Genomic DNA, 13,003 nt, shown 5'->3' with positions numbered 1-13,003 from the left:
ATTCCGGCGACGACGCCGGCACCGACGGTTCGGCCGCCTTCGCGGATGGCAAAGCGCAGGCCTTCATCCATCGCGATCGGCGCAATCAGCTCTACCGTCATCGACACATTGTCGCCCGGCATCACCATCTCCGTGCCCTCAGGCAGCGTCACAACACCCGTCACGTCCGTCGTGCGGAAGTAGAACTGCGGCCGGTAGTTGGTGAAAAACGGCGTATGACGCCCGCCCTCTTCCTTCGTCAGGATGTAGGCCTCCGCCGTGAAGTTCGTGTGCGGCGTGATCGACCCCGGCTTGGCCAGAACCTGGCCGCGCTCAACGTCCTCACGGCCCACACCGCGCAGCAGCGCACCGATGTTGTCGCCCGCCTCGCCCGAATCAAGCAGCTTGCGGAACATCTCAACGCCCGTGCAGGTCGATTTCTGCGTATCGCGGATACCCACGATCTCAACTTCGTCGCCAACCTTCACGATCCCCGACTCAACACGGCCCGTAACCACCGTGCCGCGGCCCGAAATCGAGAATACGTCCTCGATCGGCATCAGGAACGCCTTGTCCTTGGGCCGGTCCGGCTGCGGGATGTAGCCGTCAACCTGCTCCATCAGCGCCAGGATCGAGTTCTTCCCGATCTCATCGTCCTTGCCCTCAAGCGCCGCAAGCGCTGAGCCCTTCACGATCGGAATGTCGTCGCCCGGGAAGTCGTAGGACGACAGAAGCTCGCGGATCTCCATCTCCACAAGCTCAATCAACTCCTCGTCGTCAACCTGGTCGACCTTGTTCATGTAGACCACCAGCGCCGGAACACCGACCTGACGCGCCAGCAGGATGTGCTCGCGCGTCTGCGGCATCGGACCATCGGCCGCCGAAACAACCAGGACCGCGCCGTCCATCTGCGCCGCACCCGTGATCATGTTCTTCACATAGTCAGCATGGCCCGGGCAATCAACGTGCGCGTAGTGACGGTTCGCCGTCTCGTACTCAACGTGCGCCGTCGAAATCGTGATCCCACGCGCCTTTTCCTCAGGCGCCTTGTCAATCTGGTCGTAGGCCGAAAACTCAGCACCCCCAGACTCCGCAAGAACCTTCGTGATCGCCGCCGTCAGCGTCGTCTTTCCATGATCAACGTGGCCAATCGTACCTACGTTGCAGTGCGGCTTCGTCCGCTCAAACTTTGCCTTCGCCATCGGTCTTACTTCTCCGTCACTCGGCTATTGCGCTCGCCTAATACCTGAACCCGGGCTTAGCCTAGGCCAACTTGGAAACCACTTCGTCGGCCACTGCCTGCGGGACCTTCGAATAGTGGTCAAAGAACATCGTGTACTGTGCACGGCCCTGGCTCATGGAGCGCAGGGTATTGACGTAACCAAACATGTTGGCCAGCGGCACCATGGCATTGATGACCTGCGCGTTACCGCGGCTGTCCATGCCCTGCACGCTGCCGCGCCGGCTGTTCAGATCGCCGATGATGTCACCCATGTATTCTTCCGGGGTCACCACCTCAACCTTCATCATCGGCTCCAACAGAACCGGTCCCGCTTTCGGAATGCCTTCGCGGAAAGCCGCCCGTGATGCGATCTCGAACGCCAGAACGCTGGAGTCAACATCATGGCTGGCGCCGTCGATCAGCCGCGCCCTGAAGTCGATCATCGGGAAGCCAGCCAAAACGCCGGTTTCCTGAGCGGACTTCAGACCCTTTTCCACACCGGGAATGAATTCCCTGGGGATCGAGCCGCCGGTAATGCCGTTCTCGAACAGGAAGCCTTCACCAGGCTCCGTCGGCGAGAACACCACCTTCAGGCGGGCGAACTGACCGGAACCACCGGTCTGCTTCTTATGGGTGTAGTCGATCTCGGCTTCGCGGGTGATGGTCTCGCGGTAAGCAACCTGCGGCGCGCCCACATTGGCGTCGACCTTGAACTCGCGCTTCATGCGATCGACGATGATGTCGAGGTGAAGCTCGCCCATACCCTTGATGACGGTCTGGCCGCTTTCGATATCGCTGGCCACCTGGAAAGAGGGATCTTCCTGCGCGAGGCGGCTGAGAGCCACACCCATCTTTTCCTGATCGCTCTTGGTCTTCGGCTCGACCGCCACCTCGATGACCGGATCGGGGAACTCCATGCGCTCCAGGATGATCGGGTGCTGCGGATCGCAAAGCGTCTCACCGGTCGTGGTGTTCTTCAGGCCGGCAATGGCGACGATGTCGCCGGCGCGCGCCTCTTTCACGTCTTCGCGGTGATTGGAGTGCATCTGCAGCATGCGGCCGACACGCTCACGCTGATCCTTGACCGAATTCATGATCTGCGTGCCGGTGGTGAAAACACCGGAATAGACCCGAACGAACGTCAGCGAGCCGACGAAGGGGTCGGTCATGATCTTGAAGGCCAGACCGGATGCCGGTGCATCGTCACTGCTGGGCCGGGTGTCCTCCACATCGCTGTCGGGCTTCACGCCTTTAACGGCCGGCACTTCGACGGGCGAGGGCAGATAGTCAACCACCGCGTCAAGCAGCGGCTGCACACCCTTGTTCTTAAAGGCCGTGCCGTTCAGCACCGGCACGAACTTCAACCCGACCGCGCCCTCACGAATGCAGCGCTTCAGCGTCGCCTCGTCGGGCTCGTTGCCCTCCAGATAGGCCTCCATGGCGTCATCGTCTTGCTCGACCGCCAGCTCGACCAGCTTCTCACGATACTCAGCGGCCTTGTCGGCAAGGTCGGCGGGAATGTCGACGATGTCGAACTTTGCGCCCAGCGACTCGTCCTGCCAGACGATAGCCTTCATGGCGACCAGGTCGACCACGCCTTTGTATTCGCCCTCTGACCCGATGGGCAGCTGCAGCACCATCGGCTGCGCGCCGAGCCGGTCGACGATCATGTCGACGCAGCGATAGAAGTCGGCCCCGGTGCGGTCCATCTTGTTGACGAAGCAGATCCGCGGAACCTTGTACTTGTCCGCCTGACGCCAGACCGTCTCGGACTGTGGCTCAACGCCGGCGACCGAGTCGAAGACCGCGACGGCACCATCAAGCACCCGCAGTGAGCGCTCGACCTCAATAGTGAAGTCAACGTGGCCCGGGGTATCGATGATGTTGATGCGGTGATCGTTCCAGAAACAGGTCGTCGCAGCAGAGGTGATGGTGATACCCCGCTCCTGCTCCTGCTCCATCCAGTCCATGGTCGCGTTGCCGTCATGGACTTCGCCGATCTTGTGGGAAACACCCGTGTAATACAGAACGCGCTCGGTGGTCGTCGTCTTACCGGCATCGATATGAGCCATAATGCCGATGTTGCGATAGCGATCTAAGGGGGTGGTGCGTGCCATGACGATCTACTCTGCGTTGATTACCAGCGATAATGCGAGAAGGCTTTGTTGGCCTCCGCCATGCGATGGGTGTCTTCCCGCTTCTTCACAGCCGCGCCGCGGTTGTTCGAGGCGTCCATCAGCTCACCGGCAAGGCGCTCGGTCATCGTCAGCTCGGAACGCGAGCGCGAGGCCGAAATCAACCACCGGATGGCCAGGGCCTGACCGCGGTCGTTACGCACTTCGACCGGAACCTGATAGGTCGCACCACCGACGCGGCGCGAACGCACTTCAAGGTCCGGCTTAACGTTGTCCAGCGCCTCATGGAAGGTCCGCACGGGGTCCTGGCCGCCGCGCTCTTGCACCCGGTCCAGAGCGCCGTAGACGATGCCCTCCGCGACGGACTTTTTTCCGTCGTACATGAGGCAATTCATGAACTTGCTCAGAACGATATCGCCGAACTTGGGATCGGGAAGCACTTCCCGCTTTTCGGCGCTATGACGACGTGACATGCCTTGCTCCCTGGCTTACTTGGGCCGTTTGGCGCCGTATTTCGAACGGCGCTGGCGGCGATCCTTGACGCCCTGGGTATCGAGCGTGCCACGAATGATGTGATAGCGAACGCCGGGAAGATCCTTCACACGGCCGCCGCGGATCATGACGACGGAGTGCTCTTGAAGGTTATGCCCTTCGCCCGGAATGTAGCTGGTGACCTCAAAACCGTTGGTCAGGCGCACGCGCGCCACCTTTCTGAGGGCCGAGTTCGGCTTCTTCGGCGTCGTCGTGTAGACGCGCGTGCAAACGCCGCGCTTCTGCGGACAGGCCTCAAGAGCCGGCACCTTGTTCCGCACAACTTCAGGTTTGCGCGGCTTACGGATCAATTGGTTGATCGTTGGCATCAGGGTTTCCTATGCGCCCGGTCTTCGAGACAAAGCACCGCAAAGGGCTAGAAATCAGCCCTGCGGATGCCACATCGCCGTCGAAAACAGCTATCTATTTCAATACCATAATCGCCAGAGGTTGCGTCTAGACCGCAGCGGGCCTACCACCAACCCCTCGAAAGGTTGGCGCATACTATTGATGCCCCTACCCTCCGTCAAGTCCGTTAATCCCAGGAAACCTTACTTTTTCAAATGCTTCCAAGGATGCGCCGCGCCCAGGAGTCGGCGATCATTTATTTCCTGGGCGCGACCTCATAAGTAACAAAAATGCCGTCGCCGGCCGTCAAGCCACCGAGCTCTCTTCCTCGGTCACCGCCGAATCGCCGCCTTCGGTCAAAGCCGCCTGCTGGCGTGCCTCGATCAACTCGAGATCGCGCTCCGCGGCGACTCGTTTCAGACGGTTCATCACAGAGCCCGTGCCGGCCGGGATCAGACGTCCGACAATCACGTTCTCCTTCAGGCCGATCAGGCGATCCTCCTTGCCGTGGGTCGCCGCCTCGGTCAGCACCCGGGTGGTTTCCTGGAATGACGCCGCCGAGATGAACGAGCGGGTCTGCAGGCTGGCCTTGGTGATACCCTGGAGAACCGGGCTGCCGGAGGCCGCCTTGCCGCCCTCGGCGATCACCTTGTCATTAACCGCATCGAACTCGTCGCGATCGACCTGCTCGCCCACCAGCAGGGTGGAGTCGCCGCCGTCGTGGATCTCGACCTTCTGCAGCATCTGGCGAACGATCACCTCGATGTGCTTGTCGTTGATCTTCACGCCCTGGAGACGATAGACGCTCTGGATCTCGTCGATCAGATAATTCGCCAGAGCCTCGACGCCGAGCACTTCGAGAATGTCATGCGGTACAGGGTTACCGTCGAGCAGCATGTCGCCGACCTGGACGAAGTCGCCCTCCTGGACCGAGATGTGCTTGCCCTTGGGGATCATGTACTCGCGCGATTCCTGATCCTCGGCCTCCGGCACCACGACAATGCGGCGCTTGGTCTTGTAGTCCTTGCCGAACTCGATCCGCCCTTCGATCTCGCTGATGATGGCGTAGTCCTTCGGCTTGCGGGCCTCGAACAGTTCCGCCACCCGCGGCAGACCGCCGGTGATGTCGCGCGTCTTGGACGACTCCCGCGGGATACGGGCCAGCACGTCACCGGCACGAACCTGGGCACCGTTCTCGACCGAGAGAATGGCGTCGACCGACATGAAGTAGCGTGCCTCCATGCCGTTGGCCAGGGTCACCACCTCGCCCTTGTCGTCACGCAGCGTGACACGCGGCTTCAGGTCGTTGCCACGCGGCTGCTGCTTCCAGTCGATGACGACCCGGTTGGAGATGCCGGTGGTTTCGTCCATGACCTCGCTGATCGAGGTTCCCTCGATCAGATCGACGTAGTTCACCACACCTTCCCGCTCGGTGATGATCGGAATAGTATAGGGGTCCCACTCGGCCAGCTTGTCGCCCAGTTTCACCGTGGCGCCGTCGTCAACCAACAGCTTGGCGCCGTAGGGCACCCGATGGCGGGCCCGTTCACGCTTCTTCTCGTCGCTCAGCACCACTTCGAGGTTGCGGCCCATGACGATGGGCACACCGTCGGTGTTCATCACCACATTGCGGTTGGCAATGGTCACCGAAGCATCGGCGGCAGCCTCGACCGAACTTTGCTCGGCACCACGCTGAGCCGCACCGCCGATATGGAAGGTACGCATGGTCAGCTGGGTGCCGGGCTCGCCGATCGACTGGGCGGCAATAACGCCGACCGCCTCACCGACGTTCACCTTGGTGCCGCGTGCCAGATCACGGCCATAGCAGGCGCCGCACATGCCGCCCACCGACTCGCACATCAAAGCCGAGCGAACCAGGATCGTATCGATCCCCGCCCGTTCGATCTGATCGATCCTGTTTTCCTCGAACAGCGAACCGCGCTTCAGGATCACGTCGCCGGACAGCGGATCGACAATGTCTTCCTGCGCCGTACGGCCAAGAATGCGCTCGCCGAGAGAAGCGATGACCTCACCGCCGTCGACCACCGCAGAAACCGTCAGGCCCTTGGTGGTGCCGCAGTCCTCTTCGATGATGATGGCATCCTGCGCCACGTCGACCAGGCGACGCGTCAGATAGCCGGAGTTGGCGGTCTTCAACGCGGTATCGGCCAGACCCTTACGGGCACCGTGGGTGGAGTTGAAGTACTCCAGCACCGTCAGGCCTTCCTTGAAGTTCGAGATGATCGGCGTCTCGATGATCTCACCCGACGGCTTGGCCATCAGGCCCCGCATGCCGGCGAGCTGCTTGATCTGCGCCGCCGAACCACGGGCGCCTGAGTCGGCCATCATGTAGACGGCGTTCACCTTGCGGCCGCGGGTACCGGCAATGACCTTCATCATCTCGTCGGCAACCCGGTCGGTACACTGCGACCAGACATCGACCACCTTGTTGTACTTCTCACCCTGGGTGATCAGGCCGTCGAGATACTGCTGCTCGAACTCCTTGACCTTGGTCTGCGCCTCTTCCACCAGGCCCGCCTTGGCGTCGGGGATCATGAGATCGTCCTTGCCGAAGGAGATGCCCGCCTTACAGGCATAGCCAAAGCCCAGCGTCATGATGCGGTCGCAGAAAATGACCGTATCCTTCTGGCCGCAGTGGCGATAAACGATGTCGATCAGCTCGGTGACTTCCTTCTTGGTCATCAACTTGTTGAGCAGGCTGAAGGGCACCTTCGGATGGCGTGGCAGAACTTCGGACAGCAGCATGCGGCCCGGAGTCGTGTCGACGACCAGCCGGATCGGCACGTTATTCTCATCCACCGTGTGATAGCGTGCCTTGACTTTGGCGTGCATCGACACGGCGCCGGCGGCCAGGGCATGTTCTATCTCGCCCATGTCGCCGAACAGCATGCCTTCACCCTGTTCGCCGTCCGCCTCCATCGACAGATAGTAGATGCCGAGGACGATGTCCTGCGACGGCACGATGATCGGCTTGCCGTTGGCCGGCGAAAGGATGTTGTTGGTCGACATCATCAGCACGCGGGCTTCGAGCTGGGCCTCCAACGAAAGCGGTACGTGGACCGCCATCTGGTCGCCATCGAAGTCGGCGTTGAAAGCGGTACAGACCAGCGGATGAAGCTGGATCGCCTTACCCTCGATCAGCACCGGCTCAAAGGCCTGGATGCCGAGACGGTGCAAAGTCGGCGCGCGGTTCAGCAGAACCGGGTGCTCCCGGATCACCTCTTCCAGGATATCCCAGACTTCGGGCCGCTCCTTTTCCACCATGCGCTTGGCCGCCTTGATGGTGGAGGCCATGCCATAGAGTTCCAGCTTCGAATAGATGAAGGGCTTGAACAGCTCCAATGCCATTTTTTTCGGCAGGCCGCATTGATGCAACTTCAGCTCCGGCCCGACCACGATGACCGAACGACCGGAGTAATCGACCCGCTTGCCCAGCAGGTTCTGGCGGAAGCGGCCCTGCTTGCCCTTCAGCATGTCGCTGAGCGACTTCAGCGGACGCTTGTTGGCGCCGGTGATGACACGCCCGCGCCGGCCGTTGTCGAACAGCGCATCGACGGCTTCCTGCAGCATGCGCTTTTCGTTGCGCACGATGATATCAGGCGCACGCAGTTCGATCAGCCGCTTCAGCCGATTGTTGCGGTTGATGACCCGGCGGTAGAGATCGTTCAGATCAGAGGTCGCGAAGCGGCCGCCGTCCAGCGGCACCAGGGGGCGCAGCTCGGGCGGGATAACCGGCACGACATCCAGGATCATCCACTCGGGACGGGCTCCGGACTCCAGGAAAGCCTCGATCAGCTTCAGGCGCTTCACCAGCTTCTTGCGCTTGGCTTCCGAACCGGTCTCGCGCAGTTCGTCGCGCACCTCGACCCGCTCTTCCTCAAGCTCCAGAGAGGCGAGCATCTTCTTCATCGCCTCGGCGCCGATCATCGCCTCGAAGGAATCCTCGCCGAACTCCTCCTGGGCGGTGATGAACTCCTCCTCGGAGAGCAGCTGGTGCATCTTCAGCGAGGTCAGACCCGGCTCGACCACGACGAAGTATTCGAAGTAGAGCACCCGCTCCAAGTCCTTCAGGGTCATGTCGAGCAGCAGACCGATGCGGCTCGGCAGGGACTTCAGGAACCAGATGTGCGCAACCGGGCTGGCCAGTTCGATGTGCCCCATGCGCTCGCGGCGCACCTTGGACAGGGTCACCTCGACGCCGCACTTCTCGCAGATGATACCGCGATACTTCATGCGCTTGTATTTACCGCAGAGGCATTCGTAATCCTTTATCGGACCGAAAATGCGGGCACAGAACAAGCCGTCGCGCTCCGGCTTGAAGGTACGGTAGTTGATGGTCTCCGGCTTCTTGATCTCACCGTAGGACCAGGAACGGATCCGCTCAGGGCTGGCGATCGAAATACGGATCTGATCGAAGCTCTGAGGGCCGGTCGGCTGGCCAAAGATGTTCATCAACTCGGACATCGGTTTCTCCCGATAAAATAACTGGTTTGGCAAAGGCTAAACGGGGCGCAGGGTCAGCGCCGCATCAGCTACTCTGCTTTAAGTCCACGTTGAGGCCCAGGGACCGAAGTTCCTTCACCAGAACGTTGAAGGATTCCGGAATGCCGGCCTCGAAGTTGTCGTCGCCCTTGACGATGGCCTCGTAAACCTTGGTGCGGCCCGAGACGTCATCCGACTTCACCGTCAACATCTCCTGCAGGGTGTAGGCGGCACCGTAAGCCTCCAGCGCCCAGACCTCCATCTCACCGAAACGCTGGCCGCCGAACTGGGCCTTGCCGCCCAGCGGCTGCTGGGTGACCAGGCTGTAGGGGCCGATCGAACGGGCATGGATCTTGTCGTCGACCAGATGGTGCAGTTTCAGCATATAGATGTAGCCCACCGTCACCTGGCGTTCGAAGGACTCGCCGGTCCGCCCGTCGACCAGGGTCACCTGCCCCGAGCGACTGAGGCCCGCTTGGTCGAGCATCTCGGAGATGTCTTCCTCACGCGCGCCGTCGAACACAGGGGTCGCAATCGGCACGCCCTTGCGCAGGTTGCCGCCGAGTTCGAGAAGCTGCTCCTCGCCCATATCGGCGATGTCTTCCTTGAAGCACTTGTCGCCGTAGACTTCTTTGAACTTCTTGCGCAGCGGCTCCATCTTGGCGCCACGGCCGATCTCGTCGAGCATCTGGCTGATCTGACCGCCCAGGCCGCTACAAGCCCAGCCCAGGTGGGTCTCCAGAATCTGCCCGACGTTCATGCGGCTCGGCACACCCAGCGGGTTCAGCACGATGTCGACCGAGGTACCGTCTTCGGTGTAGGGCATGTCCTCGATCGGCACGATCTTGGAAATGACACCCTTGTTGCCGTGACGGCCGGCCATCTTGTCGCCCGGCTGCAGCTTGCGCTTAACGGCGACGAAGACCTTGGCCATCTTCATCACGCCCGGCGGCAACTCGTCGCCGCGCTGCAGCTTGTCGACCTTGTTCTCGAAGCGCTTGTTCAACTCGTCGATGGACTCTTCGAACTGCTTGTTCAAGGCTTCCAGATCGAGCTGACGCTTGTCGGCCTTGATCGCGATCTGACGCCACTGGCCCGGCGTGAAGTCGCCCAGGACCTTCTCGGTGATCTTGGTATCGGCCTTCAAACCCTTGGGCCCCGAGACGGCGGTCTGATTCAGCACCAGGTCCTTCAGGCGGCCGTAGAAGCTGCGCTCCAGGATCGCCCGTTCGTCATCGCGGTCCTTGGCCAGACGCTCGATCTCAGCACGCTCGATGGCAAGGGCGCGTTCGTCCTTGTCCACACCGCGGCGCGAGAAGACCCGCACGTCGACCACCGTTCCGGTAACGCCCGGGGGCACGCGAAGCGAAGTGTCACGCACGTCAGAGGCCTTTTCGCCAAAGATCGCGCGCAGCAGCTTTTCTTCCGGAGTCATCGGCGACTCGCCCTTCGGCGTCACCTTGCCCACCAGGATATCGCTCGGGTTCACTTCCGCGCCGACGTAGACCATGCCCGCTTCGTCGAGGTTGCGCAAAGCGTCCTCACCGACGTTGGGAATGTCCCGGGTGATTTCCTCCTGGCCCAGCTTGGTATCGCGGGCCATGACCTCGAACTCTTCGATATGGATCGAGGTGAAGACGTCATCGCGGACGATGCGCTCGGAAATCAGGATCGAATCCTCGAAGTTGTAACCCTGCCAGGGCATGAAGGCCACCAGCACGTTACGGCCCAGCGCCAGTTCACCCAGATTGGTCGAGGGACCGTCGGCAACAATGTCGCCGGCGGCCACCACGTCGCCCACCTTCACCAGCGGACGCTGGTTGATGCAGGTGTTCTGGTTGGAGCGCTGGAACTTCAGCAGGTTATAGATATCGACGGCCTGCTCACCGCTGGAGGTTTCCTCCGTCACGCGGATCACGATGCGGGTGGCATCCACCTGATCGACAACACCGGCGCGCCGCGCACCGATGGCGACACCGGAGTCCCGGGCCACGATGCTCTCCATGCCGGTGCCCACCAGCGGCGCCTCGGACTGCAGCAGCGGCACCGCCTGGCGCTGCATGTTGGAGCCCATGAGCGCCCGGTTGGCGTCGTCGTTTTCCAGGAAGGGAATCAGCGCCGCGGCAACCGAGACCAACTGCTTGGGCGACACGTCCATGAAGTCGATCTGGTCGGGCATGCCCATGATGTAGTCCCCGCCCTCGCGACAGGAAATCAGGTCCTCGGTGAAGCGGCTCTTGTCGTCCAGCAACGCGTTGGCCTGGGCAATCGTATAACGCCCTTCTTCCATGGCCGAGAGATAGCGCACCTCGTCGGTCACCTTGCCCTTCTCGACCTTACGGTACGGGCTTTCGATGAAGCCGTACTGATTGACCTTGGCATAGGTCGCCAGCGAGTTGATCAGGCCGATGTTCGGGCCTTCCGGCGTCTCAATCGGGCAGATCCGGCCATAGTGGGTCGGATGCACATCGCGCACCTCAAAGCCGGCGCGCTCACGGGTCAGGCCGCCCGGCCCGAGCGCCGAGAGACGCCGCTTGTGGGTGATCTCCGACAGCGGGTTGGTCTGGTCCATGAACTGCGAAAGCTGCGAGGAACCGAAGAACTCCCGCACCGCCGCAGCCGCCGGCTTGGCGTTGATCAGATCGTGCGGCATGACCGAGTCGATCTCGACGGAGGACATGCGCTCCTTGATCGCCCGCTCCATCCGCAGCAGGCCCAGACGATACTGGTTTTCCATCAGCTCGCCGACCGAGCGCACACGGCGGTTGCCCAGGTGATCGATGTCGTCGATCTCGCCGCGGCCGTCCTTCAGCCCGACCAGCACCTTCAGGATCGACAGCATGTCTTCCTTGCGCAGGGTGCGGACCTGGTCGTCGGTCTCAAAGCCCATGCGCGCGTTCATCTTCACGCGGCCGACCGCAGACAGGTCGTAGCGTTCCGGATCGAAGAACAGGCCGTTGAACATCGTCTCGGCGGTTTCCAGGGTCGGCGGCTCGCCCGGACGCATGACACGATAGATATCGATCAGCGCTTCTTCACGGCTGGTGTTCTTGTCGATCGCCAGGGTGTTGCGGACATAGGCACCGACGTTGATGTGGTCGATCGCCAGGATGGACAGGGTCTTGGCGCCCGCCTCAACCAGGGTTTCGATCAGGGTCTCGCTGATTTCGTCGCCCGCCTCGCAGATGACTTCACCGGTCTTTTCATTGATGAAGTCGCCGGAGATATAGCTGCCGACCAGTTGCTCGTTGGAGACGAAGATGTCCTTCAGGCCGCCTTCGATCAGCTTCTTGGCCAGGCGCGGGGTGATCTTCTGCCCGGCCTCGGCAACCGCCTCACCGCTGTCGGCATCGATCAGGTCCGTCGCCAGCTTCGCACCGCGCATGCGCTCGGTATCGAAAGGCGTCCGCCAGCCCTTCCCGGCCCGCTTGTAAGCCACGTGATCATAGAAGTAGTCGAGCACGTCTTCCGGCGTCATGCCCTGGGCTTCATGGGGCTCCAGCCCGGTGCCCTGGGCGGCCCTGTCTTCGCGCAGCTTTTCCGTTGCGTCGGAATCCAGCGCCAGCAGCAGCGTCGTCGCCGGCAGTTTGCGGCGGCGGTCGATGCGCACGTAAAGCATATCCTTGGCATCGAACTCAAAGTCCAGCCAGGAACCGCGATAGGGAATCACGCGGGCGGCAAAAAGGTACTTGCCCGAGGAATGGGTCTTGCCGCGGTCGTGGTCGAAAAAGACGCCCGGGCTGCGGTGCATCTGGGAGACGATCACCCGCTCCGTGCCGTTGATCACGAAGGTGCCGTTGCGCGTCATCAAGGGCATGTCGCCCATGTAGACGTCCTGCTCCTTGATGTCCCGGATCGATCGGGCGCCGGTGTCCTCGTCGACGTCCCACACCACCAGGCGCAGGGTAACCTTCAGCGGCGCGGCAAAAGTCATTCCGCGCTGCTGGCACTCCTCAACATCGTACTTCGGCTCTTCCAGCTCGTAGCGCACGAATTGCAGCTCGGCCCGCTCGGAAAAGTCGCGGATCGGGAAAACCGAAGTGAAGACTTCCTGCAGGCCCGTATTGCTCCGCTCTGAGATTGGAGTGCCAAACTGAAGAAACTGGTCGTAGGAGGTCTTTTGAACCTCGATCAGATTGGGCATCTCCGCCACTTCGGTGATCTTGCCGAAGTTCTTGCGGATGCGTTTACGTGCGGTCAGGGAATTCGCCATGTCTGTCGTGTCCTCGTTCACGTCGCTGAGCCGAACGTCCGGGGATCGCCGCGGCAATCCCATTTCGCTCTT

At 61.6% G+C, this 13,003-nt stretch carries 6 protein-coding genes; all 6 read right to left on the bottom strand.

Going from position 1 to position 13,003, the window contains the following annotated elements; genetic code table 11:
• On the bottom strand, positions 1–1,181 hold a 1,181-nt coding region (gene tuf / locus HBA54_RS10455), incomplete at its 3' end, for an elongation factor Tu (protein ID WP_167224151.1).
• A 61-nt stretch (positions 1,182–1,242) separates the two neighbouring features.
• Positions 1,243–3,318 (bottom strand): elongation factor G, encoded by a 2,076-nt coding sequence (gene fusA / locus HBA54_RS10450; protein ID WP_167224149.1) that lies wholly within the window; start codon positions 3,316–3,318, stop codon positions 1,243–1,245.
• Positions 3,319–3,338: 20 nt separating this feature from the next.
• The gene (rpsG, locus tag HBA54_RS10445) at positions 3,339–3,809 is read right to left on the bottom strand and encodes a 30S ribosomal protein S7 (protein WP_167224147.1); all 471 of its coding nucleotides are present in this window, start codon (positions 3,807–3,809) and stop codon (positions 3,339–3,341) included.
• Between the two features lie 15 nt (positions 3,810–3,824).
• Complete coding sequence (gene rpsL, locus HBA54_RS10440; protein ID WP_167224145.1) at positions 3,825–4,196, bottom strand: 30S ribosomal protein S12; 372 nt, start codon at positions 4,194–4,196, stop codon at positions 3,825–3,827.
• 325 nt (positions 4,197–4,521) lie between these two features.
• Positions 4,522–8,700, bottom strand: a complete 4,179-nt coding sequence (rpoC, locus tag HBA54_RS10435) for a DNA-directed RNA polymerase subunit beta' (protein WP_167224143.1) — start codon at positions 8,698–8,700, stop codon at positions 4,522–4,524.
• A gap of 64 nt (positions 8,701–8,764) precedes the next feature.
• Complete coding sequence (gene rpoB / locus HBA54_RS10430) at positions 8,765–12,931, bottom strand: DNA-directed RNA polymerase subunit beta (RefSeq protein ID WP_167224141.1); 4,167 nt, start codon at positions 12,929–12,931, stop codon at positions 8,765–8,767.
• Positions 12,932–13,003: the final 72 nt, after the last annotated feature.

The organism is Pelagibius litoralis (genome assembly GCF_011683915.1).
Taxonomy (GTDB): Bacteria; Pseudomonadota; Alphaproteobacteria; order Kiloniellales; family Kiloniellaceae; genus Pelagibius; species Pelagibius litoralis.
Note: the sequence above shows the minus strand (reverse complement) of the source record. Positions and strands in the feature narration are given on the sequence as shown.